General features: G+C 63.4%; 22 protein-coding genes and 3 pseudogenes. 14 read left to right on the top strand and 11 right to left on the bottom strand.

All coding sequences use genetic code 11. The annotated features are described in order from the left end of the window. The first annotated feature begins 312 nt into the window (after positions 1–312). Positions 313–3,195, top strand: a complete 2,883-nt coding sequence (locus IVA74_RS39910; RefSeq protein WP_247353530.1) for a winged helix-turn-helix domain-containing protein — start codon at positions 313–315, stop codon at positions 3,193–3,195. Positions 3,196–3,245: 50 nt separating this feature from the next. Here IVA74_RS39910 and IVA74_RS39905 read toward each other — a convergent pair whose 3' ends face one another. The 4 genes from IVA74_RS39905 to IVA74_RS39890 all read right to left on the bottom strand — a co-directional run bounded on the left by IVA74_RS39905 (position 3,246) and on the right by IVA74_RS39890 (position 8,903). Further along, positions 3,246–4,202, bottom strand: coding sequence for an alpha/beta hydrolase (locus tag IVA74_RS39905; protein WP_247353529.1), 957 nt, complete (start codon positions 4,200–4,202; stop codon positions 3,246–3,248). 145 nt (positions 4,203–4,347) lie between these two features. Further along, positions 4,348–5,049: a type 1 glutamine amidotransferase domain-containing protein gene (locus IVA74_RS39900; protein ID WP_247353527.1), complete on the bottom strand. Its 702-nt coding sequence runs from the start codon at positions 5,047–5,049 to the stop codon at positions 4,348–4,350. 184 nt (positions 5,050–5,233) lie between these two features. Further along, complete coding sequence (locus tag IVA74_RS39895) at positions 5,234–5,941, bottom strand: hypothetical protein (RefSeq protein ID WP_247353524.1); 708 nt, start codon at positions 5,939–5,941, stop codon at positions 5,234–5,236. Between the two features lie 118 nt (positions 5,942–6,059). Beyond that, entirely contained in the window at positions 6,060–8,903 is a 2,844-nt protein-coding gene (locus IVA74_RS39890; protein WP_247353522.1) for a winged helix-turn-helix domain-containing protein, read from the bottom strand. A gap of 329 nt (positions 8,904–9,232) precedes the next feature. Here IVA74_RS39890 and IVA74_RS39885 point away from each other — a divergent pair, with 329 nt between their 5' ends. From IVA74_RS39885 to msrA, 6 genes and pseudogenes are all read left to right on the top strand, one after another. Then, positions 9,233–9,901 carry a sensor histidine kinase gene (locus tag IVA74_RS39885; protein WP_247353521.1) on the top strand — a complete coding sequence of 223 codons (669 nt, stop codon included), beginning with the start codon at positions 9,233–9,235 and terminating at the stop codon, positions 9,899–9,901. 34 nt (positions 9,902–9,935) lie between these two features. Further along, a pseudogene (locus tag IVA74_RS39880) lies at positions 9,936–10,614 on the top strand (VOC family protein). Between the two features lie 253 nt (positions 10,615–10,867). After that, positions 10,868–12,181, top strand: coding sequence for an epoxide hydrolase (locus IVA74_RS39875; protein ID WP_247353519.1), 1,314 nt, complete (start codon positions 10,868–10,870; stop codon positions 12,179–12,181). Positions 12,182–12,241: 60 nt separating this feature from the next. Continuing rightward, positions 12,242–13,090: an enoyl-CoA hydratase/isomerase family protein gene (locus tag IVA74_RS39870; protein WP_247353517.1), complete on the top strand. Its 849-nt coding sequence runs from the start codon at positions 12,242–12,244 to the stop codon at positions 13,088–13,090. A gap of 205 nt (positions 13,091–13,295) precedes the next feature. Next, positions 13,296–13,718, top strand: coding sequence for an OsmC family protein (locus tag IVA74_RS39865; protein WP_247353515.1), 423 nt, complete (start codon positions 13,296–13,298; stop codon positions 13,716–13,718). A 171-nt stretch (positions 13,719–13,889) separates the two neighbouring features. Further along, complete coding sequence (msrA, locus tag IVA74_RS39860; RefSeq protein ID WP_247353513.1) at positions 13,890–14,405, top strand: peptide-methionine (S)-S-oxide reductase MsrA; 516 nt, start codon at positions 13,890–13,892, stop codon at positions 14,403–14,405. A gap of 29 nt (positions 14,406–14,434) precedes the next feature. Here msrA and IVA74_RS39855 read toward each other — a convergent pair whose 3' ends face one another. Next, complete coding sequence (locus tag IVA74_RS39855) at positions 14,435–17,275, bottom strand: winged helix-turn-helix domain-containing protein (protein ID WP_247353511.1); 2,841 nt, start codon at positions 17,273–17,275, stop codon at positions 14,435–14,437. Positions 17,276–17,568: 293 nt separating this feature from the next. Here IVA74_RS39855 and IVA74_RS39850 point away from each other — a divergent pair, with 293 nt between their 5' ends. Continuing rightward, positions 17,569–18,558, top strand: coding sequence for a tripartite tricarboxylate transporter substrate binding protein (locus IVA74_RS39850; RefSeq protein WP_247353510.1), 990 nt, complete (start codon positions 17,569–17,571; stop codon positions 18,556–18,558). Between the two features lie 6 nt (positions 18,559–18,564). Here the strand turns inward: IVA74_RS39850 and IVA74_RS39845 are convergent, their stop codons facing one another. After that, complete coding sequence (locus IVA74_RS39845) at positions 18,565–19,704, bottom strand: MFS transporter (protein WP_247353508.1); 1,140 nt, start codon at positions 19,702–19,704, stop codon at positions 18,565–18,567. Positions 19,705–20,445: 741 nt separating this feature from the next. On the opposite strand from IVA74_RS39845, the gene IVA74_RS39840 reads away from it, so the two are divergent. Further along, the gene (locus tag IVA74_RS39840; protein WP_247353506.1) at positions 20,446–20,601 is read left to right on the top strand and encodes a hypothetical protein; all 156 of its coding nucleotides are present in this window, start codon (positions 20,446–20,448) and stop codon (positions 20,599–20,601) included. A gap of 457 nt (positions 20,602–21,058) precedes the next feature. Here IVA74_RS39840 and IVA74_RS39835 read toward each other — a convergent pair whose 3' ends face one another. Continuing rightward, complete coding sequence (locus IVA74_RS39835) at positions 21,059–21,457, bottom strand: hypothetical protein (RefSeq protein WP_247353504.1); 399 nt, start codon at positions 21,455–21,457, stop codon at positions 21,059–21,061. 347 nt (positions 21,458–21,804) lie between these two features. Then, on the bottom strand, positions 21,805–22,497 hold the full coding sequence (locus IVA74_RS39830; RefSeq protein ID WP_247353580.1) for a DUF2865 domain-containing protein: 693 nt from the start codon (positions 22,495–22,497) through the stop codon (positions 21,805–21,807). Here IVA74_RS39830 and IVA74_RS39825 point away from each other — a divergent pair. Then, positions 22,396–22,626 carry a hypothetical protein gene (locus IVA74_RS39825; protein ID WP_247353587.1) on the top strand — a complete coding sequence of 77 codons (231 nt, stop codon included), beginning with the start codon at positions 22,396–22,398 and terminating at the stop codon, positions 22,624–22,626. The genes IVA74_RS39830 and IVA74_RS39825 overlap by 102 nt on opposite strands. 413 nt (positions 22,627–23,039) lie before the next feature. Further along, positions 23,040–23,429, top strand: coding sequence for a hypothetical protein (locus tag IVA74_RS39820; RefSeq protein WP_247353502.1), 390 nt, complete (start codon positions 23,040–23,042; stop codon positions 23,427–23,429). A gap of 5 nt (positions 23,430–23,434) precedes the next feature. On the opposite strand, the gene IVA74_RS39815 is transcribed toward IVA74_RS39820, so the two are convergent. Beyond that, positions 23,435–23,677: a PilZ domain-containing protein gene (locus IVA74_RS39815; protein ID WP_247353500.1), complete on the bottom strand. Its 243-nt coding sequence runs from the start codon at positions 23,675–23,677 to the stop codon at positions 23,435–23,437. A gap of 6 nt (positions 23,678–23,683) precedes the next feature. Continuing rightward, positions 23,684–23,905 (bottom strand): hypothetical protein, encoded by a 222-nt coding sequence (locus tag IVA74_RS39810; protein WP_247353498.1) that lies wholly within the window; start codon positions 23,903–23,905, stop codon positions 23,684–23,686. A 68-nt stretch (positions 23,906–23,973) separates the two neighbouring features. On the opposite strand from IVA74_RS39810, the pseudogene IVA74_RS39805 reads away from it, so the two are divergent. Beyond that, positions 23,974–24,069, top strand: a pseudogene (locus IVA74_RS39805) (SOS response-associated peptidase); the annotation flags it as partial. 54 nt (positions 24,070–24,123) lie between these two features. On the opposite strand, the gene IVA74_RS39800 reads toward IVA74_RS39805, so the two are convergent. Continuing rightward, positions 24,124–24,327, bottom strand: a complete 204-nt coding sequence (locus tag IVA74_RS39800; RefSeq protein ID WP_247353579.1) for a hypothetical protein — start codon at positions 24,325–24,327, stop codon at positions 24,124–24,126. 185 nt (positions 24,328–24,512) lie between these two features. On the opposite strand from IVA74_RS39800, the gene IVA74_RS39795 reads away from it, so the two are divergent. Both IVA74_RS39795 and IVA74_RS39790 read left to right on the top strand, forming a co-directional pair. After that, the gene (locus tag IVA74_RS39795; protein ID WP_247353496.1) at positions 24,513–24,773 is read left to right on the top strand and encodes a hypothetical protein; all 261 of its coding nucleotides are present in this window, start codon (positions 24,513–24,515) and stop codon (positions 24,771–24,773) included. Next, positions 24,745–24,825, top strand: a pseudogene (locus IVA74_RS39790) (SOS response-associated peptidase); the annotation flags it as partial. The gene IVA74_RS39795 and the pseudogene IVA74_RS39790, both read left to right, overlap by 29 nt. Positions 24,826–24,924: the final 99 nt, after the last annotated feature.

Below are 24,924 nucleotides of genomic sequence, written 5' to 3'. Positions count from 1 at the left end.
CAAGCGCGCCAAACCCACGTTTCCATGCTGAAACGATAGGCGTGAGCTGGCCAGGAAGCCCGTTAGGGGTGATTAGGATCTGTTAGTTTTTGTGGGGGCGCATCAGGTGTGCGGCAGCTCGTCGCAGGAAGCGCTGTTTTGTACAATTTGTCAGATATTCGCTCAGCCCCGCCCCAACTCTGGAGAGCGCAGGCCACCGCGTGGCGATCAATCAGCGGTGTGAGTTCCGAGTGGTGCCCTCGCTGGACCTCGCCTCGGTGCCGGGTATAGTCGTGCCGCATTTCGAGGAGCGACCGTCAAGATGAGTCAGAAGTGACCGAGCTCTCGGCAGGACATGGCCCCAGCGGCGGGGGCGCCACAACGATCCTTGATTTCGATGCCGTCTCGTTCGGGCCGTTTTCGCTTCGGTCGCGGCTGCTGGAGAAGGACGGCCTGCCGGTCAGGCTCGGCAGCCGCGCGATGGATATTCTGCGCTTGCTCGTCAGCCGCGCCGGCGAAGTGGTCCCGAAGGACGAGATTCTCGCCTATGCGTGGTCCGGACTCTCTGTCGAGGAGATCAGCCTCCGCGTCCATGTCGTGGCGCTGCGCAAGGTGCTTGGCGACGGAAAGGATGGTGCCCGCTACATCACCAACATCCCGGGCCGGGGCTATTGCTTTGTCGCGCCGGTGCGGCGTAGCGAGCACGCGGAGGTGTTTGCGCTCGCGTCGCGGGCGCCCGAAAAGGCCACGCCGCCACCGCCTCTACCGCATCGACTGGACCGGATGGTCGGGCGGGAGGACGCTGTGGCGGAGTTGGCGGCGCGCTTGCTCCGCGATCGCTTTGTCACGCTGCGAGGAGCCGGCGGCATCGGCAAGACCACCGTTGCGACCGCGCTCGCGCATCACATGTGCGATACCTTCGACGGCAACGTCCATTTCCTCGAATTCGGCCTCCTGAAGGACGCGGCGCTGGTCGCTAGCACGGTTGCCGCCGCGTTGGGCCTCGTCGTGCGCCACGATGATCCCTCGGGCAGCATCATCAGTTTCCTGCGCGGCCGGCGGCTACTTCTCGTTCTCGACAGCTGCGAGCACGTTGTCGACGAGATCGCACGTCTAGCAGAAAACATCTACCGGGAGGCGCCCGGCATCGTCATCCTCGCAACCAGCCGCGAGTCGCTGCTGGTGGAAGGTGAGCAGATTTTTGAGCTCGCTCCGCTGCCCGGCCCGCCGCAAGGCACCCGCCTCAGCGTCGGCGAAGTGTTAAGCTATCCTGCTGCGCGTCTGTTCGTGGATCGCGCAGTCGCGGCCGGACACCGTGACGATATCACCGACGAGGACGCGGAAGTCCTGGCCCGGATTTGCGGCAAGCTCGACGGGGTCGCGCTCGCGATCGAGCTTGCTGCCGCACGCGTCGGTCTCTATGGGCTGCGCGAGATGGCGGCGCTGCTCGACAGCCGACTGCAGCTCGAATGGCGCGGGCGGCGAACGGCGCCGCCACGGCAGCAGACCCTCGGTGCCACACTCGAGTGGAGCTTCGACCTGATCGGCGAAAGCGAGCGGATCGTGTTTCAGCAGCTCGCCATCTTCGCGGGCCACTTCACGTTGAAAGGCGTAATAGCTGTGGCGGCCGACGATGGGGCGCCGGGGGATCGCGCCGTCGACGCATTGGAGCAACTCGTGGCCAAGTCGCTGGTGTCCGCGCAGCCGGACGGGGCATCGCGGCGCTATCGCCTGCTGGATGCCACGCGCGCCTATGCCATGCAGAAGCTGGCAGACAGCGGTCAGGCAAACGAGATCGCGCGCCGTCACACGTTGTATGTTCAACGCGCGCTCGAAGCGGGCATGACGGATCAGGGAGGCACCGATCATGCATCCCGTTTGCAGGAGCGCGCGGGCCTGCTCGCCGACGCCCGCGCGGCGCTGCAATGGAGTTATGCGAATGACGACGGCGCCGGCTTGCGCGTGCCGCTCGCTGCCAGCTGCACAAGGCTGTTCGTCGAGCTCAATCTGCTCAGCGAGGCCCGCATCTGGTCCGATCGCGCACTCGCGGTGCTCGACGATGCCGACCGGGGCGGCAGATGGGAGCTCGAGCTTCAGTCGACGCTTGGCCACGCATTCATGTTCACGGAGCGCAACAACGAGCAGGCCGAGGTCGCGCTCCGGCGAGGGCTGGAGATCGCGGAAGCGCACGGGAACCACGCCAACACATTCAGGCTGCTGTCGCGGCTCAACATGTTCTACCGCCGGACCGGCGGCTATCGGCATCTGGTGCCGACTGCGCTTCATGCCGAGCGGATCGCTCGCCTGATCGGCGATACGGCGGGCATCGCCGGGAGCAAAGCACTGCTCGGTGTGTCCTATCACCTCGCCGGGGACCAGGCCGAAGCGCAGGCCCATCTCGACCAGGGCGTACGCGACGCCGCTGCGCTACGTGGCACGCAACCCGGGCATTTCGCCTATTCACGCACTCCGCAAATTCCGCTCGCGCGCGTGTTATGGCTTCGCGGCTTTCCCGATCGTGCGCTCGAATGCGTCCGACCGCTTGTCGGCGCTTCAGCGCCGCGCGACGCGGTCATGCATTGTATCGCGCTATGCTGGTCCGCCTCTGTGTTCGGCTGGGTTGGCGACTGGTCGTCGGTCGAGACCATGACCGGTCGCTTGTCGGCGCATGCGAGCATGCACGGACTCGTACCCTACGAAGCCGTCGCGGCCGGCTTTCGAGCGCAGGCCATGATCGCCCGCGGCGAGGGTAGCGCCGGTGTCGATCTCTTGCGGAGCGCACTTCCACGCCTGCACGCCGATCGCTACGAGCTCTATGCATCGGCATTCGCCTCGGACCTGTGCCGGGGACTGGTCGCTTTAGGACGATTGACGGAGGGCGTTCAGGTGCTGCACGAAACCATTGCACGGGTCGAGCAGGAAGGTGGCGCCTTCGACATGCCCGAGCTGCTCCGTCTGCGGGGAGAGCTCGAGGCCGTTGGCGGCAATCTCGAATCGGCCGGTGCAGATCTTGTCGCGTCGGTCACGCTTGCCGAACAGCAGGGCGCATTGTCCTGGAGGCTGCGAGCCGAGATGTCGCTGGCGCGGCTTCGGGTTCGGCAGGGTGTGCGGAATCCCCTCGAACAACTTGCCAAAACCTATGCCCGGTTCTCGGAAGGATTCGAGACCGCCGATCTCAGGGCGGCACAGCGCATGCTGAACGAGCCTGCTGCCTGATCAAGTCGATACGACCGTGCCCTCTCGCTGCTGAGCGCGCCCATCAGCGGTCAACCCTTGTGTCCGTCCAGCCGCGCCAGGAAGTCGCGGACAAGCGAAGCGATCTCGTCGGTGGCTTCATCCAGCGCGAAGTGGCCGCCTGCGAGAATGTGAACCTCGGCATCCGGCACATCGTCGCGATAGGCCGTCGCGCCTGCGACGGTGAAGGATGGATCGTATTTGCCCCAGACCACCAGCGTCGGTGGCCGCCTCTGGCGCAACCAAGCCTGCCATTTCGGATAGGAGGCGACGTTGGTCCGGTAATCCAGGAACAGCGTGGTCTGAATCTCGGCTTGGCCGGGACGCGTCAGGAAGGCATATTCGTCGATCCAGGTGTCGGGATCGTAGCGCTCGGGACGCGGGCTGGAGCCGAGATGCCGCTGACGCGTCGCCTCCAAGGACGTGAAGTTGGCCTTGAGCGCCTCGAGCTCATGCGCCGGGTCGGCCCAGTACTTCCTGCGCGCATTCCAGAGCGGGCTCAGCCCTTGCTCGTGCGAGACCGCGTTCTGGACGATGATGCCGCGGACGCGTTCGGGCTGCGCCAGCGCCATGCGGAAGCCGACGGGACCTCCATAGTCCTGCATGAACAGGACGCAGTCGGTGAGACCGAGCTCCGTTGTGAGCTCGCCGATCACGGCGGCGATGTTGTCGAACGTATAGATGAAATCGGACGGCGGCGGCGCGCTGCTGTTGCCGAAGCCGGGATAGTCCGGTGCGATGAGATGATATTTGTCGGCGAGCAGCGGCATCAGCGGTTCCCACATCCGCGATGAGGAGGGAAACCCGTGGAGCAGCAGCACGGTCGGAGCGTCGATGGGTCCAGCCTCGCGGTAGAAGATCTCGAGACCCCGGACATCGACCTTATGATAGCTGATCGAGCGCCGGCTCGATCGCAGATCCTGCGCCGAGGCCTGCACGATCGCGCCGGCCAAAGCGGCCGAGAGGGCAAGTGCGGCTGGAATGTTCATGTCTTTCGCTCCGAATCCGGCATGTGGGGTGAGGATGTGTCGCAAGTGCGGGCCATACTCTAGCGACGGCGATATGGAGCCTCCGGCCCGTCGGCATCGAGAGGCGCCATCGCGAGCGCCTCTCGCAACGTGCCGCATCCAGGATTTACGAGGCGCGCGCCAGCGGCTTGCCCTTCACCGCGGCGAGCAGGGCTTCCGCGGCCGGACCCGAGGAGTGCGGGTTCTGGCCCGTGATCAGGAGGCCGTCGGTGACGACGTGAACGCCCCAGTTTGCCGTTTTCGAGAAGACGGCGCCGAGCTTCAGCATTTCGTCTTCGACCAGGAACGGCACCACCTTAGTGAGGCCGACGTCCTCCTCTTCACCGTTGGTGAAACCGGTCACCTCCTTGCCCTGAACCAATGGCTTGCCGTCGGGTGTCTTGACGTGGCGCAGCGCACCAGTCGAGTGGCACACGACTGCGACTGTCTTGCCGGCGGCAAGGAACGATTCGATGAGCTTGACCGAGTCCTTGTCCTCGGCGAGATCCCACATCGGGCCGTGACCGCCGGGATAAAAGACGGTGTCGAAATCTTGCTGCCTGACGCTGTCGAGGCGAACCGTCTTGTCGAGCTGCGCTTCCGCCGCGGCGTCGGCCTCGAAGCGCAGCGTCAGGTCGGTGCGGAATTCGGGCTCGTTGCTCTTGGGGTCGAGCGGCGGACGGCCGCCCTTCGGCGAGGCGAGGGTGATCTCGGCCCCGGAATCCTTGAAGACGAAATAGGGGGCGGCGAGCTCTTCGAGCCAGAAGCCCGTCTTGCGTCCGGTGTTGCCGAGCTGGTCGTGCGAGGTGATGACCATCAATATTTTCATGACCGTTCTCCTTGAGTGCGTTTGCTGCGATGACGCACTCCATTGCGGTGGAGATGCGCCGACCTGGGTCTCGTCCGAGCACGTCACGTCGTTCGTTGCTCGCGGCCGCAATCTGCGCTCAAGACCGGCTGTTGGCCCGTTATGTATTGTTAGACGTTGAGAGCTGGAGATGTCGCGCGGGACGCTACTCGAAGACGGCGTCGAAGATCTCGACGTCCATCAGCACGGGCTTGGCGACCACGGTTCCGTCGGGCCGCAGCGTCTGCGCACGTCGAAGCGTCGGCACCACGATTCCGCCGAAGCTGTCATGAGCCCAGGAGTAATGCGCGACTTTCATCCCGAACAGATCGTGATCGTTTCGCCGTTGCAACGCGTTCTCGTCGAAATAGAAGATCTGCTCGGGCGCGAGCGTGATCAGGCTCGGCGGGAACTGCGCCCGCAGCCGCCGCCATGACTCCGTGTTCTCCTGCCACGGTGGCAGTTCCTCCACCACCACATCGGGATGGGCGAGCAGGAATGGATTGGTCAGATAATTCCAGATCGCGACGCCGCAGAAGAAGACGAGGTGCAGTTCGTCCGCAAGCGCAGGCGAGCCGACCTCGGTGAACGCAAGGCTCGGGTTACGCCAGGTCCGCAGCACCTCACCCTCCAGGCTCTCGATCGTGATCGCATCGGGTTGAAAGGATCCGGAGTGTTCGCCGCCGGTGATGCCGGTAAAGCGGACCGATTGCGTCCGGGTCGAACCTTCCGCCGTCACGTCTTTGAATTCCCTGGCATGTCCTGCGTTGGAGAACAGCGTTCCGCTGACGGAAAGGTGGAGCGTGAACCGGTTCAAGCTGTTCCAGCGGGCCAAACCGCCGCTGGCATCAATTACATCGTCAAGAAGCGCCATGTCCCGCCATATCCACCATGAAGTGCCACCACCATGGCGGGGCGGACGCGGCTTGGCGTGTTAGAAGTTGTTAGGAGTTGCGAGCGGATATTCTTACGGTATCCCGTTGAAGATACTCTCAATTCAGGCCGCCCAGGAGCTCCCTCGCGGCGACCAGATCGCGGCTCTGGAGGCCCTCCTGGTACCGCGCGACGAGAGGGGTGAGCAGGGCGCGTGCGTCGACGGCCTTGCCGGCCCCCTCCCAGAGGCGGCCGAGGCTGATCGCTCCGCGGAGCTCCCAGCCGACCGCGCCTTGCCGCCGCGCCAGATCGAGCGATTTGTCCAGATAGCTCTCGGCCTCCGCAGCGTTACCCGACCGCGCAAGGATGTCGCCCTTGATCCTGAGCATCTCCGGCATATCGAAGGATTCGCCGTGATCGGGGATCTGGGCGATGGCCTCGTTGATCGTCTGCAACGCTTCGCCGGCCTGGTTCTGGGAGGCGAGGCCCTCGGCGAGCGCCGTCGCAAACACCGTCGTCATGATCCGGTGTCGCGTCGCGTACAGCGTGGCCTGGCTGCGGCGAAGGTGCTCGATGCCGCCCGCGACGTCGCCGCGGCGAAGCAGCAGCTCACCCTTCTGGCCGATGCCGACCGCGTGATAGGGGCCGAGGAAGTGCCGCGCGGAATGCTCGATCAGCCGCTCGATCAGGATTTCGGCATTGGCCCAGTCGCCGACCCAGAGGAACACGTAGATCGTCCAGATCAGGGAAATACCGAGAGTGAGCGGCTGTTCGAGCAACTCGGCCTCGCGAACGGTGTATCTGGCCGCCTCGATCGCACGATCGGGCCGGCCTGTGAGCCAAAGCCCGCGCGCCAACGCCACCAGTGCGACAATGCGGTCGTCATAGCCGAGATGCCCGATATTCAGCCGCTGCGAGCCGGGATTGTGCACCATCGCGCTCTCGCAGAACTGCACCGCCTTGTCCTGGTTGCCGATCAAATGATGTGCGACGCCCAGCATCCATTCGACGTTTAGCGTGCTGGCGGAATCGTTCAGCTTCCGCGCGACGCTTTCGCTCTGTTCGCCGGTCCCGAGCGCGCCGTGAAAATCTCCGACCCTGGTCAGGTAGATGTGCAATCCGCGCAGCAGCCAGAGCTGCCAATGTAAATCCTCGAGCTCACGGGCAAGCTGGAGACTGCGCGTGAATGCCGACCGGACCGTTTCGGTGTTGCCCTGCGTGAACATCGCGGAGACGCCGAGCGCGGCCTGCAATGTCATTTCATGGCGGCTGTCGATCGAATTCGTATCGAGAGGGACAAGTGCCTGCTGCGTCCAGCGATAGCACTCCGTCAGCAATGTCAGTTCGAGGAAGAACTGGGCCGCCGACGCTGCCAGATCCACGCCGATCGTTCGGTCTCCGCCCTCGGAAAAACTCCAGGTCAGTGCCGCCCGGACATTGGGCAGGTGGTCGGCATAGGGAAGGAAGCCGCCCGCCGTCTGCATGCCCGTGGATTTGAGCGCGATGTCGCGCAGGAAGTCGCGGTAATATTCGGCGTGGCCGCGTGCGGCGCCGCCAGCTTCCCCGTTCTCGACAAGCTTGTCCGCGACGAAGGCGCGCGTCGTGTCCAGCAGGCGATAGCGCAGCCGCCGCTCCGCAGGCGAGGTCGCGATCAGCGATTTGGAGAGTAGATTCGAGACCGCCTCGACGGCTTCCGGCTCGCCGATGCCCTGACAGGAGGCGACCGCAAGCGCGGCTTCCAGGGTGAACGGCCCGACGAACACCGACAATCCACGCAGCGTTGCGCTTTCGGCTGCGGGCAGCAAATCGTAGCTCCAGGCGAGCGCTGCGCTCAGGGTCTGGTGCCGCGGGACAGCGGTGCGCCGCCCGCGCCACAGCAGCGAGAAGCGGCTGTCCAGCAGCGAGGCTGTTCCGGCAATGCCATAGGCGTTCACACGCCCGGCCGCGAGCTCGATCGCGAGCGCAATGCCGTCCAGCCGCCGGCAGATATCGGCAACGAGCGGCGCATCTTCCTCGCTGAGCTCGAAATCGCCCATGCTGTCGGCAATGCGCTCCACGAAGAGCTGGCTTGCGGGATAGGCAAGGATATCGGCGATACCGAGTCCGTCGCGCTGTGGCGGGCAATCCAGCGGAAACAGCCGATGGACCCGCTCACCTTCAGTGCGGAAGGATTCGCGGCTGGTGGCGAGAATATGCAGCTCGGGCGCTTCCCGCACGATGCGCTCGGCCAGGGGGGCGAGGTCGTCGAGGATGTGCTCGCAGCTGTCGAAGACCAGCAGCATCCGCCGGCTGCGCAGGAACGTCAGCAGCCCGGGCCTCGGGTCGTCGGAATTGACGGTCAGGCCCAGTGCGGCCGCAATCGTTCCGGGAACGAGCCGGGCCTCCGTCAGTGCGCCGAAATCGACGAAACACACCTGGCCGTCGAACGCCGGGAGCTCGCCATGCGCGACGGCCAGTGCGACCGAGGTCTTGCCGATCCCGCCTGGGCCGACGATGGTGACGAAACGATGCTGCGCCAGCTCGGCGGAAATTCTCTCGACCGCATCGTTCCGCCCGATCATTTTCGCGAGCGGCGAGGGCAGTGAGCGAGGTGAAGCCGCGGGCAGGCTGATCCGGCTCTCCAACGGGGCAGCCCGGAGCAGCGGGGCCGCGAAACAATAACCGCGTCCGGGGACGTTGACGACGTAGCGGGCGCCTTCGCCGGCATCGCCCAACGCCTTGCGCAGCGTCGTGATGTGGAAGCGCAGGCTGCCTTCATCGACGTTCACGTCGGCCCAGATGCGCTTGATCAACTCCCGCTTGTCCACCACCTCGCCGGCGCGCTCGGCGAGAAAAACCAGGATGTCGAGCGCACGGCCGCCGAGGTGAATCGGGGCGCCGTCCTTCTCGAGCAGCCGCGACTTTGCGAACAGCCGGAATGGACCGAAAGCGATGGCCGAATCCTGGTCGTTAGTGTCCGGCACGGGCCAATGATTTCCAGTGAAAGGGCTGACATCCGCACTTTGATCTACCAGAACGGAACCCTGAGTAAACTGGTCGAAAGTGGCGAAATCGGGTGGCGGCTGCAATTGGCCGGTTGCGCGACAATCCGTAGCAAATTTTGCTCAAACGCAGCATTTGCGAAGTGATCGGGACAATTCGGCAGCGTGCTTGGCCGCCGAACTGACAGTTCGGAGTCCGACCGTCGTACCGCCGATCATAACAAGAACTTGCAACGTCTAACGAGCAAAGCGCGCGAACTGCATCCAGTATGGCCTCCGAGTTAAGCGCTATTTGGAACGGGGAGGCTATGATGTCCGGTATCGGTGCTCGGCCGAACGACCATGTCGTTCAATCTCAATTTGTCGCCAGTCTTGAGGATCAGTCGCGTGACTGGGAACTCGTGCTGCGGGAATCCCACCATCGGATGAAGAACACGCTGACACTGCTGGGTGCGTCAGTTCGCCGCGATTTCACGCGGGCAGGCACCCGGGACGTGTCGCTTGCCGCGGACCGGCTCGAGCGGCGCATCGTCGCCTTCGGCAGGCTCTATCAACTCTTGTCCGACAATGGCGGGCATACGGCGATCCCGGTCGAGGCCTTCTTCGAAAACCTGTGCGCAGCGATTTCCGAGGCCGTGCTGGAGCCGGCGGGCATCCGCTGCGAGGCTGCCATTGCAAGCGGCACGCTGCCCGCATCGCAATGTCATAGGCTCGCGCTGATGCTGACGGAGCTGGTGACGAATGCGGCGAAGCATGCCTTCACCAACAAGAAGGATGCACTGATCCGCATCGACATGGCCGTTCGCGACGGCGCCTGGTTCTGCACAGTGGCCGATAATGGAATCGGCGCGACCGGGCCGCTTCAGGGCACCGGCAGCCGGATTCTCGAAGGACTCGCACGCAGCATCCGCGCCCGCCTGCACGGCGAGGCGGGAGAGGGCGGCACACGCGTGACCATCGTGATGCCGATTGCCGCTTGAAGCTTGTTTTAAATTCAACTCAGGGAGTTCGAACATGGCTACCAGCGAAATCGAACGCGACGCCGCGGCCAAGGGTTCTGAATCTAGCGGCGTTGATATGAGGCTCGAGGTGGTCGTGATCCCCGTGTCGGATGTCGACCGCGCCAAGGCGTTCTACACGCGTCTCGGCTGGCGACTGGACGCCGATTTTGCCTCCAGCGATGACTGGCGCGTGATCCAGTTCACGCCGCCGGGCTCGGCCTGCTCGGTGATCTTCGGCAGGAACGTGACGGCGGCGGCGCCCGGCTCGGTGCGGGGCCTGTACCTGGTCGTCTCCGATCTGGAGGCGGCCCGACAGGATCTGCTCGACCGCGGCATCGAGGTCAGTGCTCCATTCCACGGTGCCGGCGATATTCACGCCGGCCACGACGAGCCATATTTGTCCGGCAGCGTTCGGGTCAACGGTGCTGACCCGAAGCGCGGCAGCTACAGCTCGTTTGCCGCGTTCAGCGATCCCGACGGCAATGGCTGGCTGTTTCAGGAGATCACCACGCGTCTGCCCGGGCGACGGCACGACATTCGCTTCGCAGGCTGCGCTGGCCGCGGCACTGCGCCGCGCGGCGGCGGCCCATGGCGAGCACGAAAAGCGGACCGGCGGGCACGACGCGAACTGGGCCGATTGGTACGCCGACTATGTCGTCCGCGAACAGGCCGGCGAGCCGCTCCCGTCCTGAGTTGGAGCGAACGTAGCTCCTGGCTTGGCCGACACGGCGCGCGATGACCTGGTCGTCGCGCGCCGTGTCGCATTGGCCTTGCGCGTATCGTCGTCTTCGCCCGCCTTGCATCGCGCGGACTCGCAACGGCTAACGCTCTCTAACAATCCATAACGAGCAAATGGCCGATGCCTGGGTCACTGTGTGGACAACGAACCGACGCGTCCATTTTGAATTCGGTCAGCGTCACCGACCACAGCAAGGGAGATCCAATATGACCAACCACGCACGCACCGACATTCTCAATCCCGACCGCCGTCAACTGCTGACCCAGGCCGCGATGACCGCTGTTGCCGCAAGCGTATCGAGCTTGCTGCCGCTGCATCCGGCGAAGGCCGCTGCAAGCGGCGCCATGCGTCCGTTCCAGGTCAACGTGCCCGAGGAGGATCTGCTGGACCTCCGTCGTCGCCTCGCCGCAACGCGCTGGCCCGACCGCGAGATCGTCGCCGACCAGTCGCAGGGCGTGCAGCTGACGACGGTGCAGCAGCTCGTGCGCTACTGGCAGGACGGTTACGACTGGCGCAAGATAGAAGCGCGGCTGAACGCCTTGCCGCAATTCGTCACCGAGATCGACGGCGTCGACATCCACTTCATTCACGTGCGCTCCCGCCATGAAAACGCGCTGCCGATGATCGTGACGCATGGCTGGCCGGGCTCGATCATCGAGCAGATGAAGATCGTCGTCCCGCTCACCGATCCCACCGCACATGGCGCGAAGGCGGCGGACGCCTTCGATCTCGTGATCCCCTCGCTGCCCGGCCACGGTTTCTCCGGCAAGCCGACGGAACTGGGCTGGGACCCGCAGCGCGTCGCGCGCGCCTGGATCGTGCTGATGAAGCGCCTTGGCTACACCCGCTACGTGGCCCAAGGCGGCGATTGGGGCAACGCGATCACAGAGCAGATGGCGGTGATCGCGCCGCCGGAGTTGCTTGGTATTCACACGAACATGCCCGCGACGGTTCCTGACGAGATCGCCAAAGCGCTTCAGCCCGGCGGATCGCGGCCGTCCAACCTCTCGGCCGACGAGCGCTATGCTTACGATCAGCTCGACGATTTCTACAAGCACGGTCTCGGCTATGCGATCGAGATGGCGAACCGGCCCCAGACGCTCTATGGCCTGGTGGATTCGCCGGCAGGTCTCGCATCCTGGATGCTCGATCACGATGCGCGCAGCACTGCGATGATCGCGCGAGTGTTCGACGGCAAGACGGAAGGGCTGTCGCGAGACGACGTGATCGACAACATCACGCTCTACTGGCTCACCAACACCGCGGTCTCGTCGGCGCGACTGTACTGGGAGAACAAGCTGGTGTTCTTCGAGCCGAAGCACGTGAAGATACCGGTCGCCGTCAGCGTCTTCCCGGACGAGATCTACGCCGCGCCGCGCAGCTGGACGGAAAAGGCCTATCCGAAGCTGATGCACTACAACCGTCTCGACAACGGCGGCCACTTCGCGGCCTGGGAGCAGCCCGTGCTGTTCTCTGCAGAAATGCGCACCGCGTTCCGCCCGGTACGTCAGTCGATCTGAAACGAGCAGGGACGCGCATTCCGCGCGTCCCTGCTTGCCCCAACATCAGGAATCACGATCATGAATCGTCCCGAACGAAATTTCACGACCGACGAGATCCGCTTGGAGCGCCGCTTGCCGTCGTACTGGCGCGTCACCTTCGACATGCCGCCTGTGAATATTTTCGGCCCGAAGCAGCTCCCGCTGCTGGGTGACATCATCGCTGAGATCGAGACCGATCCCGATGTGAAGGTCGTGGTGTTCGACAGTGCCGTCGAAGGCTTCTTCATCACGCATTACGACTTCCTCGCGCCGCTGGAGGATTCCTTGAATATCGCGCCCGGGCCGACCGGCCTCGAGGCACTGCCTGATATGCTGGTGCGTCTCAGCCGCGCGCCGGTGGTCTCGATTGCGTCGATCAGGGGCCGCGCGACCGGCGTCGGCAGCGAGCTGGCGCTCGCGAGCGACATGCGCTTTGCCAGCCGCCAGAAGGCGATCTTGTCGCAATGGGAAGTTGGCGCGGGCCTCGTGCCTGGCGGCGGGCCGATGGCGCGGCTGCCGCGCCTGATGGGCCGTGGCCGCGCGCTCGAAGTCCTGCTGGGCGCCGACGACATCCACGGCGATCTCGCCGAACGTTACGGCTATGTGAACCGGTCGTTGCCGGATGCCGAGCTCGACGGCTTCGTCGAAGCGCTGGCCATGCGCATCGCGTCCTTTGACAAGGAAGCCATTGCCGAGACCAAGCGTCTCGTCGACGTCGCGAGCCTGCCGCCGGATGTCGAGATCAAGCCGGAATGGGACGCGTTCCTGGCTTCGCTCGGCCGCCCCGCAAGCCAGACCCGCATCAAGGCGCTGATGTCGCGCGGCTTCCACCGCGCCGGCGACGTCGAGAACCGGCTGGGCTTCCACGTCGGACAGATCGGCAGCTAAAGCGTTTTCGAGCGAAGTGGATACCGGTTCGTCAAGAAAACGCGCCAAAACAATAAATCCAGAGCGCCGTTCCGATTCCATCGGAACGGGGCTGTGACGGAACCGCTGCGGCGCTAGACCGGTTGGAGAGGCGACAGGCGGTAATGCCAATGTCGCCTTCCTCCGGTGCGGAGCGCCGGAGCCAAACCAAGCAAGGAGAGATGACATGATCCGCAAGGCAAAAGCAGTTTGGAAGGGCACCGGCCGCGATGGCACTGGTCAGCTATCGAGCGAATCCGGCGTGCTCGCCGAGACGCCCTATTCGTTCAAGACCCGCTTCGAGAGCGAGAAGGGCACCAATCCCGAGGAATTGATCGCGGCGGCCCATGCCGGCTGTTTCACCATGGCGCTGGCCTTCGGCCTGCAGCTCGCCGGCTTCACGCCGGACGAACTCTCAACAGAAGCCGCGATCACGCTCGAGCCCGAAGGCAAGGGCTTCAAGATCGGCAAGTCGGCCCTGACGCTGCGCGCGAAAGTGCCGAACCTCAACGAGGCGGACTTTGCCCGCATCGCCGGAGAGGCCGAGAAGAACTGTCCGGTATCGAAGGTGCTCAACGCCGAGATCACGCTCGACGCCAAACTGACGTAGGGCGCGCTCAATTTATGTCCATCTGGTTCTGGTTGGGAAGCTGAGCTCGTCGAAGCCTTGGCCTCCACGAGAGGAACCGGATGGACAAATGCCCGGCTTTCGGCTGGGCCGCCAAAAGCATAGGATGCGACGGATGCAGAACGGACAGACGGATCAATTGGGAGTGGAGATATGACAACGGAACGCGCAGTTTTGGCCGGAGGTTGCTTCTGGGGCATGCAGGATCTGATCCGCAGGCAGCCCGGCGTGATCTCGACTCGCGTCGGCTACACCGGCGGCGCGGTGAAGAACGCCACCTACCGCAATCACGAAGGACATGCCGAAGCGATCGAGATCGTCTTCGATCCCGCCAAGACCAGCTTCCGGACCATGCTGGAGTTCTTCTTCCAGATCCACGATCCGACCACGCTCAACCGTCAGGGCAACGATTTGGGCACGAGCTACCGCTCGGCGATCTTTTATACGAGCGACGAACAGAAGCGGACCGCCGAAGACGCGATTGCTGACGTCGAGGCGTCCGGCTTGTGGCCCGGCAAGGTGGTGACGGAGGTCGCGCCGGCCGGAGAGTTCTGGGAAGCCGAGCCGGAGCATCAGGATTATCTCGAACGTTACCCTGACGGCTACACCTGCCATTTCATCCGGCCCGACTGGAAGCTGCCGCGGCGCGCGACGGCTGCGGGAGGCTGAGCCCGTCGTAGCGCAGTCAGCGCGTACGGTCAGGTTCGCAATTGCGCGATCAGGTCGCGCGCGATGCGCATATCGGCGAAGTCTGAGCCCTCGGCAAAGGCCCCACGGACATTGTCGAGAACGGCCAGAGCGTTCGCGCTCTGGCCGGCCCCGACCATGGTTCGCGCGAGGCTGATCGCGCATCGCAGCTCCCAGAAGCGCGCGCCTTGCTGGACGGCAATGCCCATGGCCTCGCGAAAATGGGCCTCGGCGTCCCCTGCGTGCCGCGGGCTCCTGAGCATCAATTCACCCTTGATACGGGTCAGCTCCGGCAGATACCAGAGTTCCTGCCGGTTGTTGCAGCGGGTCAGGACATCCTCGATCACGTCGAGGCCGCGATCGACCTGGTCGGCCTCCAAAAAGCATGCGGCGAGCTCGCCGAGCAGGGGAAGAAACCGTGGCAGGAAGCGCGCATCGCCGGCGCGATTGAGCTCTTCACTCAACATCGGCAGTCCCGTCGCGACGTCGCCTCGCTTGACGATAACCGCGGCGTTGAAGGCACGCGCCCACAGCCCCCACAGCCGGATCGCGTGGCGATCCGTATGTTCGAGCAGCTCAGTGCCGTGACGCTCCGCGGCGTCGAAATCGCCAGCCCAGTACGTGATCGGGCAGGCGGCCTGTCCCAGCACGCTACAGAAGGTCAGCGCGTGGCCGTTGGCGCGGCCTTCCTCGATGTTTCTGGCGGTGAGAGCCTGGGCCTGATCGGCCAGGCCCTGAAGCCACAGAATGCGGGCCCGAAAATATTGCGTGGATATCCTGAGGTCGAGCGGGAAGATTTTCGGCTTCTCCGCCAGCACATGCAGCGATGCATTGACCCGGTCGATGCGCAGCCGTGCCTCGTTCTGGTCCCCCAGATAGTGCAGCGCGACGGCCGTCAGCCGATCGCCCAGCATGACATCGGTCCTGTCGGGCGAGTTCGCCGCGGCGTTCGCAAAGCGATCGGCGAGCGTACGGGCCTTGCCGAACTGTCCGTTGTTGAACTGGTCGATGCACAAGCCCCAGAGCGCGCGCAGCCGGAAGTCCTTGTCGTCGAGCCTGTCGGCCAGCTCGAGGGTCGTCTCGAGGATCGGCCGCGCCTCGCGCGCGCGGCCCTCGCCATACATCAGCGACCAGCCGAGCGCCGACAGGAGCTGCATGCGGATGCGGTTGTCCTCGGCGGTGTCTCCGAGCGCTGCGAGCGCCGTTCTGCTGCGCTCACGGCATTCGGCGAACAACGAAAGACGCACCCACAGCGTGACCGCGGCCGCCGTCAGCACGATACCGAGTGTCGCCTCGCCGTCGGGCCCGAAGGCCCAGTCCAACGCCGCGCGCACATTATCCAGCTCCGCGCCATAGATGCTCAGCCATTCGGGCAGCGGCGTCGAATTGTCGGCCTCCGCGCGCCCGAAGAAATCGCGAAAATGTTCGGCGTGGCGGCGCGCGAACTGCCTGGTTTCGCCGAGCTCGTTGAGTTTTCCGTGCGCATAGGTGCGCGTGGTGTCGAGCAGGCGATAACGCAGCGTCCGCGAGCCGGACGGCGAGATCAGCGACTTGGTCACCAGGCTGTCGATCGCTTCGAGAGTCTCCGATGCGGTGACGCCGTCACCGGACGCGACGGCGGCAGCCGCCTCCGGCGCGAAAGGTCCGGCGAAGACCGACAGGCGTCGTAGCGTAGCGCTCTCCGCAGCGGGCAGAAGATCGTAGCTCCAGTCGAGAGCCGCGGCGAGGGTCTGGTGCCGCGGCACGGCGGTGCGCCGCCCGCGCCATTGCAGCGAAAAGCGGCTGTCGAGCAGGGATGCCGTGCCGGCGATGCCGTAAGCATTGACGCGGCCCGCCGCGAGCTCGATCGCCAGCGCGATGCCGTCGAGACGCCGGCAGATGCTTGCGACGAGGGGCGCCTCTTCTGCGCTGAGCTGGAACGGACCCGAACTCTGCGCGATACGCTCCACGAAGAGTTGAACGGCGGGATAGGCAAGCACCTCGGCGACAGCAAGCCCTTCGCGCTCGGGCGGACAATCCAGCGGGAATAGCCGGAAAATCCGCTCGCCTTCGCTCCGGAACGATTCGCGGCTGGTTGCGAGAACACGAAGCGGCGGCGCCTCGCGAACGATGCGCTCGACCAGCGGCGCCAGATTATCCAGCACATGTTCGCAACTGTCGAAGATCAGCAGGGCCGGGCCGGTCTTCAGAAATGTCAGCAGGGCCGGCGTCGGATCCTCCGCACTGATGGTCAGTCCGAGCGCCGAAGCAATGGTGGTAGCGATGTGGCTGGCATCCCTCAGCGGGCCGAAATCGACAAAGAAGACACGTCCGCCGAAATCATGGGAGCGGCGATGCCCGACGGTGACGGCGACCGCGGTCTTGCCGATGCCGCCCGGTCCGACCACGGTCATGAAGCGATAGAGCGAAAGTCCGTTCGAGATTTTCTCGATGACGTCTTCCCGGCCGATCATCTTGGTAAGCTGAGCGGGCAGAGAGCGGGGAGCAGCGATTTCGGCCGGGGGAGGGGCGGCCGGCGGGGTTGGTTGAGCGAACGAGGCGACAAAGCAATAGCCACGGCCGGGCACGTTGACGACATAACGGGCCGACTTGCCGGTGTCGCCGAGCGCCTTGCGCAGCGCCGCGATATGGAAGCGCAGGCTGCCCTCGTCGACATTGACGTCAGCCCAAATGCGCTTGACCAGCTCTCTCTTGTCGACGACTTCACCGGGGCGTCCGGCAAGGAAGATCAGAATGTCGAGCGCGCGGCCGCCGACATGAAGCGGCGAGCCCTCCTTCTCCAAGAGCCGGGACTTCGGAAACAGTCGAAATGGCCCAAAGGAAATGGCCGAGTCTTCGTTACGATCTGGCACGCGCCATCGCCCCCTCGAAGGGAGTCAAAAGGTATTTCTTTCTCGTCTATCAGAACGAGGCGTACAGTAAACCGGCGGAAAGCAGTGGGCAGGGCTGAAAGCCCTGCGCGGACGGTTTAGGTGGACTGTAGTGCCAAAATAATGCTTGCAAAGCAAAGAGTTAGGCCCACGTGACTATGTCATGATGCCGGGGCTGATCCGGATGTCGCATTGACTGTGGGCGCGGATTGCTGCGATGGCAGGCCGGGAGCCGGTCCCGCCACACATTGACTGCCGACTTCCGGAATTTGAACATGCCTTCCTTCACGCGGCGACAATTCGTGCATGCGTTACCGGGCGCAGCGGCGCTAGCTGCGCTTCCCCGCAGCGGACAAGCCGGCGACTACCCGTCTCGTCCCATTCGTCTCGTGCATCCGTACGGGGCCGGCGGAGCGGGGGACCAGATCGGGCGTCCCTGGGTCGACAAGATGTCATCGCTGCTCGGGCCGACCTTCGTCGACTATATCGGCGGTGCCGGCGGCGCGATCGGGACTGCCGCGGTTGCGCGCGAGGAGCCCGACGGCTACTCGCTGCTGCTCGGCAACGGCAGCACGCAGGTCATCATTCCCCTGACCTCGGCAAATCCCGGCTATTCCGTTGACGATTTCCGCGCCATCTACCGTCTGATCAGCACTGCGCTGGTCTTCGCCGTCCATCCGTCGTTGCCTGCCGCAAATCTGCGCGAGTTGATCGCCTACGCAAAGGCCAATCCGGGAAAGCTGTCCTACGGGACGCCCGGCATCGCCACCGGAAACCATCTGGTCGGCGAATCCTTCAAGCAGCAGGCGGGCGCATTGGATATCGTCCACTTGCCCTATCGGGGGATGTCGCAGGCGGCCAACGACCTCGTCAGCGGCCAGATCTCGCTCATCATTGGCGTGATGTCCGTCCAATTGAAGGAGCTGAGCGAGGCCGGGAAGGTCAGGCTGCTGGCGGTCACCAGCGAAAGGCGGCTGAGCGGTGCACCGGAGATTCCGACTGCCGTCGAATCCGGCATGCCGGATCTTCGCTATGAGGGATGGTTCGGCATCTTTGCACCCAAGCACACCGACGATGCCATCATCGACCGGATCGCGCAGGCCACGCGGCTGGCCATGTCCGATCCGGCGCTTCTGGCGAGCTATCGCGCCCAGGGCATGGAGCCGGACAGCGATTCAAGCCCCGATAAATTCCAGCGCATCGTCGAGGCCACATCCGCAAGCCTGGCGCCCGTGATCAAATCGATCGGGCTGAGCAATTTGTGAGGCTGCTCAGCCGTCTGCGCGCGTAACAATGCGCGCCGACAGCGTGACGAGGCCCATCAGCGCAGCCAGGAGCCAGAACGCCATCGGCAATCCGCCAAGACGTGCGACGAACCCGACACCGGCGGGACCGAGGAGGACGCCGGCGTAGCCGGCGGTCGTGATCGCCGCGACGGCGAGCCCCGTGGGCATCACCTTCTGCCTCGCCGCCCGGCGGAACAGCACCGGCACGAGGTTTGATGCGCCGAGGCCGATCAGCAGGAAGCCGCCGACGCCGACCACTGCTACGGGAGCCGTGAGCAGGACCGCGAAGCCCGCGATCGCAATGAGGCTGCCCCAGACCAATGTCGTGCGGTCTCCGATGCGCGCGACGACGGCGTCGCCGCCGAGCCGCCCCATCGTCATTGCGATCGAGAACACGATGTAGCCGATCCCGCCTTGCGCTTCGGAGACGAGGCCCGCGCCGATGACGAGTAGCGCGCCCCAATCGAGCATCGCGCCTTCGACGAGGAAGGTGATGGCGCAAAGCAGCGCGAGCAGGAGCACGGAGCCATGCGGTAGCACGAACAGAGGCCCCTCCTGCACCTGCACGGAGCGAAGCAGGCGCGGCCAGGTCACCAGCATTGCGATCAGCATCAGGACGGAGCAGATCAGCGTGCAAACGAGCGCACCGAGTCCCAGCGAGAGCAGCGCGGTCATCAGCGCGGCTCCGGCAAAGCCGCCGATGCTGAACAGCGCGTGGAAGCCGGACATCAGCGGACGTCCCGCGGCGCGTTCCACCTCCACCGCGTGGATGTTCATGGCAACGTCGATGGAGCCGAGCGCGGCGCCGAATGCGAACAGTGCCAGCGCCAGCGTCGCGGGCGCGCTCGCGATTGCCAGCAGGGGCAGGACGAAAGCGAGACCGAGCCCGCCCGCAATGATGATCGGCTTGCTGCCATGGCGTGCGCTCATGATGCCGGTCAGGAGCATCGCGACGACCGAGCCGATGCCGAGGCTGAGCAGGAGCAGTCCAAGGATGCCGTCATCGACGGCGAGCCGCGCCTTCGCGAACGGTACCAGCGGTGCCCAGCACGCGATGCCGAAGCCCGCGACGAGGAAGGCAAGCCTGGTCGCAAGGCGTGTCGCCGGCGTGTCGGCAGAAGGCATGGGAACTCCGGGGGAAGCGGGGCGGGGGTGAATCGACAAGCCCTGCGATTGCCGCGCCTTTATGTCCGCAGCGTGCCCGAATTGTCGCAGGCAGCCATCGCCAGCTGCAAGTGGACGCGCAAGGCTCTGTGCCCTGTGTCGCCGCCCCGTCAACCCCACCGCGCAGAAATATTCCACTTTACCGAAATTCGGAATTGGCGTATGTGTCGCCCATCCCAGCTCGACCAAGAGGGGCGATCTTGTGTCGTCACGTTTCGCGAGCCGGGCTTGCGGTGGACGCGACAGCGTCGGGCGCGAAAGTGCGGGCAGGGCGGATTGCTCTCCGTGAGCCCGAGGCTTCGTGTCGACGAGCGATGCTGTCAGGTTCGTCTCGCCAGCATTCTTCTGGCAACGTCGACAACGCCGGGAGATAATGCGGCGAGCAGCGAACCGTGCGTACGGCAAAACCGTGTGGTCCTTTCTGCCAGTTGTTTTTTTTGGCCTGTGGAAACGGTGTAAGTATCTAGAAATAAAGGTGTTTTTTCGATAGACACTGGAAAACGGAAGGTCCGCCGAAAAACCGCCGGCCCCAATAGGCCCTAGTTTCACATGATGCGCTGGCGCGGATTTCCCAACCGAGGGCCAGCACGCGGGGCGGTCTTCGCGACTCGGGCCGGATCAATCCGCCCAGTGCCGCAATAATTTCACAGTTTAAGGAACCAATACCCATACCTTGCTGGGGGTCAGCGCATGGGGGTCGCCATGACTGACACGGAATGGAAAGAGCGTTGGCACGAAGTCAGGCGCTTTCGATTGATGGCGCAGGAAACGACGGATCCTACAGCGACGGCTCTGCTCCTCGATATCGTCCGAGACTTGGAGGCCGATTTAACTGAGTTGATCGGCGTAGAAGCGTGAAGGCTGCTACAACTTGGGGAAGCGTGATGAGCGCAGAGTTCGCATTTAACCTTGGGATGATCGCCGTAAGCATATTCTCGACAGTCGTGATGTCGATGGTGGTGCTAGGCCTGTAGAAGCGGGTCCGAATCCGAGTTAGCCATTCGCGAAAATGCAGGCGCTGGCGATTGGCTGAATGTGGCAATCACTGCCACCTGTCGCCTTAACGGAATCGTCGACGAGTGCCTGGCCTCGTGTTTGCGATATGACAGGCCCGGATCGATCCGCTGATCAACGGTCGCCCGATTATCAAGCGAGTAGCCGCGATGGACTATTGTCCATTAGGGCAGCGGTGATGCCTGCCCTCGCGTTGGCGAATTTGCGCAATGCTGGCACTTCCCTGCGGCGACGCTGGAGCTCACGATGCTGGCGTGTCCCGTTGACTGTAAGCGGCCTGGGGCGGCCGATGCACGCGGGCTTATGCCGACCGGCGCTCGCGCGCGATCAGTCGCCTTCTCCCGTGACGCGCTTTGCGATCATCGACGCGGTGGTGCCGCCCGTTTGTAAGGGGTGGAGGCTCGCTTGCCGGCGGTCGCTCAGTCAGATCAGCAAGCGTCGGCTCAAGAACGGCTGCCGCTGGACTTTCCAAGGCGGCTAGGAAGGCTCTGCCGGCCACGGTAATGCGCCACTCGCCCGGCTCTCGCGTAATCAACTTCTGGCCGAAAATGTCGATGGTTGATGGTGCCCGCTCGGCCAGCCGCTTCATCCGTTGCGACCATTCCGAGCCGCTCGAATAGAACACGGCCAAATGCTGTTTGACGGCGTCGAGTGTGGCCCGGCCATCAGGCTGACCATCCAAAATCTTGAGGATCGACACCGCGAAACTCACAGCACGCCCTACCTCAACGCCACCGACCTAAAATATCTCAACACCACTACACCGCGGCAGGTCAAAAAAGTAAGTGAAGCATTTACCGGCCCCGGTGTTTGCAAGGCTACTTCGCATATCTCGATCTGCAAATTAAATCGGCTGTCGGCCGCGACGGAACAGAACTAGCTGTTGCATTCTGATGACAGTTCCGGAGTGGCTATGCACGGTAATGGGCGCAAATCCACTCTGCTCTGTAGGGTTCGCCGACGGTTCTGAGGGGGCCGCGCCAAGGGCTGCGTAGGACTAGCACCGAAGCACCGCGAGATATGATTGTCAGGTGGAGATTTGCGGAATCAATCCGCATCGACGCGCTTGTTTCGCGCGGGTACCGGCTTCGGCGCGGGGGGCGCCGCGGGAAGCGGCATGCTGGTCACCTCGGAAGTTGCCGCCTTGTTTGCCGTCATGTCGGCTCGCGCCGGCGCGACCTTCATATCGGTCAACCGGGCGCGCACCTCCGGCGTCAGGCCCGGAAAAGAGGCTACCGGCGTGAAATCCGGGGTCTGGTCGTTGCCGACCCGTATACCCGAATAGGCGACGAGGCCGTCGGCGGTGGCGAGTACGTCGCCCGAGCGCAGCGAACCGTCGATCGCAAGGTCGATTGACGCGAGACCGGCGGGATTGTGGCCGTTGCAGGTGCAGTCGGCGCTCAGCGCCTTTCGATAGGCAAAGGCGTTTTCGCTATCGGCGTAGCGTTCGCCGGTTGCGGCATAGGCGCCGTCGATGCTGGAGCCGAAGAAAACTTTGGTCGGGCTTGCCGGACAGAAAGCCTGGCACATCTGCGCCGGCGAGGCGGCACCGCGCATCAGCCGAAAATACTTGCCGTCGCAGCTGCGCACGCAGAAAGCGGGCCCCGCTCTTGCGACGACCGGCCGCGGCGGCGGTGATTGCGGGTTATTATTGAAAAGATTGCCGAAAATTGGAGTCTGTTGTTGCTGCTTCTGGCCGCCGCCGAAAAGGAAATCAAGCAGGCTTTCAGCCGAGCTCATCTCGGGCGCCAGCGCCACGGGGCCAACGATGGCTGCAACGACAAGCATGCGGCGCAGCCTGCGCCGAAAGGTCAATTCGGTATGCAACGCTCGCTTCACCTGCGCAATGGACCTTCCTTGCAGCACTAGAGACGCGCCAAGCCCTCATTCGCAGCAATCGTGGATGGGAAACGCGCTCTAAGCAGGGCGGAGAAGGGGAAATAAATAGGCGAGTGGAAACTGCAAGCGCCACATTCGGTTACGCAGGTCCTCTCCCCGGGCAATGTTGAACGGGGTGGGGACAGTAGTCCTTCTGGAGTTGGCGCCGCGTTCACGTCCTAACGAAGTCCGGCGGATGTCGTTCTGAGTGAGCCAGCGGCAAGTCTAGCATGGTCGGGTATACAGCGACGTACGTCGCCAAGCGCGAAGCCGAGGGTGATCGAGCGGCAACGTGATGGCTTCCCGCTCGACCGGAAGCGCGTTGCCTATCTACGATACTTGCGACGAGAGCGACGGCATCCGCGCGCCAAGGCCGACGCCGATCACGTTAAGTCAAGACCGAGATGTTGCAGTTGCTCTCGCTGGAGAAGAAGCGCGAACTAGTGCGCCGGGCAGATATTGATGCGCTGATCGACGGCATTGCCGGTGTGACGCTGACCGCCTTGTCGAGCTTGCCTACGCGGTGCGCGCCGCGTGGCAACCTCGCGATCAGGCGCAGCATCGAGCGGATCGTATTTGAAGCGCGCACCGAGATCGCGGCTGTCTGTCAGCAGATGGCCGCCAAGAACGGCGAGTCGCCGCTCGATCAGCGTGATGTTAACGATGTCGCCATGGCAAGCCGTGGCCTTCATCGCGCTGGTCGTCGTCGCTGTCGCGCTGTTGCTGAGCTGGATCGTCAGCCGCCGGCGCGAGCGCCATGGTTGACAGCGACGGCCGACCGCAAGGTCTCTTGATGACGCTAATCGAAAGTTACGCCAATCTTGTACGCTCTTCGCCAGACCACGCGGCACGATATCTTCAGTTTGTCTTCAGGTATGATCAACGTGAACGCGGCAGGAATGGTCGCGCTCAGATCGGAAAGCTGCAGAGCGGCGCCCGTGATAGAGAGATCACGAATAATGCAGGAGGTCTTGTCGCCGCCATATTCAATCTGCGCCGGCTTCGAAACGCGATAGCGGGGCGCAATCCGGGTTTCGACCACTGGCGATCACTCCCAGTCCATTCCAAATTCGTCGGTCGTTTGATTGATCCAAAGCAGAGCGGCTCTACTATCAAGCCAAACCAGCCGCTCTTCTTCGAAGTCTTCGTCAGAAGTCATATGCAGCAGGAACTCATTCTCGCCGAGCCTGAATAGACTGTTGCGCGCCTGACGTTCGGTAAGCGTTTGAGTAGCGATAAATGCATACTTTCGCGTGGCGATGAGATGCATGGGCAATCTGGAAAGCGAAAAAATGAATTCCCGTATTATCACGGATAGAGGTTAAGAATTCTTCACCGATGCCGGGCGTGTTTCCCGACTATCCGGCTCCGGTGGTCCGCAACACCGACGCTGGCAGGGAAATGGTGACCATGCGCTGGGGCACGAAGCCGCCGCGCGTCGATGGCTCGCTCTCGAAGAAATTGGTGTCAGTAGAGCGAGCAGCGCGGCTAGTGGAGGAATTCCTTGGGCGGATGGTCCTCTGGTTGATCATCAAATTGAGAGCTTATCCGCTCCAACCTTCGCTCTAGCTGCTCGTTGACAAGCATCAGGGCTCTAAGTGCGCCATGCACGTCGCCGTCACAAGCGGCGACGATCTCGTCAATCGCTAGTTCGTATCGATCAAGAAGAGAGCAGGTGCGTGAGCGCGACATACGAACAACATACAAGCATAAATTGCCGCCCGAGGTGCAATTGTGCGCATTTCCCCCGCAATTCACAGGGAGGCAGGCTTGCGTCGGATCGTTTCTACGCCTGAGCTTCAGCGGCAGATTTTCCGCGTTGCACATTTAAGCCGTGCACACGCCCGAGACATTAAATTGGTCAGTCGGGGGTGAAAATGTTTGACCTCTATATCAATCATAAACGTGATCTGCTCGTCTTAAGCAAAGGCTCTCCGATCCCGACATTTGGTTCGCCAAGCAAATGGCGGAAGAGCAAAAAAAGAGTTTCTAAGGTCAGCGACGAGATCAAGTTAGCCGTTCAGACACAGGGCTATTATCTGCGGAGACTGCGGGATACCAAAATGCGGACGAGCCAAGTTCAAACACACTGGCATCCGCAATACCTCATCCGGCATCTGGACGACGTTCAACGGTGATCGCGGCACCGAGTTGAAGCCGGTGCCTGGACCGCATCAGGTCTATGGCTTCTGACCTGCCCCTGCCGATTTCCTCCGGTTGAAGTTAGAGTCCGGCCTTCTGAAGGACGGACAGATGAAGCGAGCCAGGTTTACGGAAGAACAGATTATC

Origin of the sequence: Bradyrhizobium sp. 132, from assembly GCF_023074185.1 — a bacterium.
Classification (GTDB): Bacteria; Pseudomonadota; Alphaproteobacteria; order Rhizobiales; family Xanthobacteraceae; genus Bradyrhizobium.
This window is presented reverse-complemented; position numbering and strand designations above follow the sequence as displayed.

Coding starts and splice junctions, on each gene's coding strand:
- IVA74_RS39895 (WP_247353524.1), bottom strand. CDS start 5,941: ATGGCGCTTCTTGACGATGTAATTGATGCCAGCGGCGGTTTGGCCCGC.
- IVA74_RS39845 (WP_247353508.1), bottom strand. CDS start 19,704: ATGCCTTCTGCCGACACGCCGGCGACACGCCTTGCGACCAGGCTTGCC.
- IVA74_RS39800 (WP_247353579.1), bottom strand. CDS start 24,327: ATGTCGCGCTCACGCACCTGCTCTCTTCTTGATCGATACGAACTAGCG.
- IVA74_RS39875 (WP_247353519.1), top strand. CDS start 10,868: ATGACCAACCACGCACGCACCGACATTCTCAATCCCGACCGCCGTCAA.
- IVA74_RS39850 (WP_247353510.1), top strand. CDS start 17,569: ATGCCTTCCTTCACGCGGCGACAATTCGTGCATGCGTTACCGGGCGCA.
- IVA74_RS39820 (WP_247353502.1), top strand. CDS start 23,040: ATGTTGCAGTTGCTCTCGCTGGAGAAGAAGCGCGAACTAGTGCGCCGG.
- IVA74_RS39840 (WP_247353506.1), top strand. CDS start 20,446: ATGACTGACACGGAATGGAAAGAGCGTTGGCACGAAGTCAGGCGCTTT.
- IVA74_RS39900 (WP_247353527.1), bottom strand. CDS start 5,049: ATGAAAATATTGATGGTCATCACCTCGCACGACCAGCTCGGCAACACC.
- IVA74_RS39865 (WP_247353515.1), top strand. CDS start 13,296: ATGATCCGCAAGGCAAAAGCAGTTTGGAAGGGCACCGGCCGCGATGGC.
- IVA74_RS39870 (WP_247353517.1), top strand. CDS start 12,242: ATGAATCGTCCCGAACGAAATTTCACGACCGACGAGATCCGCTTGGAG.
- msrA (WP_247353513.1), top strand. CDS start 13,890: ATGACAACGGAACGCGCAGTTTTGGCCGGAGGTTGCTTCTGGGGCATG.
- IVA74_RS39795 (WP_247353496.1), top strand. CDS start 24,513: ATGTTTGACCTCTATATCAATCATAAACGTGATCTGCTCGTCTTAAGC.
- IVA74_RS39905 (WP_247353529.1), bottom strand. CDS start 4,202: ATGAACATTCCAGCCGCACTTGCCCTCTCGGCCGCTTTGGCCGGCGCG.
- IVA74_RS39830 (WP_247353580.1), bottom strand. CDS start 22,497: ATGAGCTCGGCTGAAAGCCTGCTTGATTTCCTTTTCGGCGGCGGCCAG.
- IVA74_RS39810 (WP_247353498.1), bottom strand. CDS start 23,905: ATGCATCTCATCGCCACGCGAAAGTATGCATTTATCGCTACTCAAACG.
- IVA74_RS39885 (WP_247353521.1), top strand. CDS start 9,233: ATGTCCGGTATCGGTGCTCGGCCGAACGACCATGTCGTTCAATCTCAA.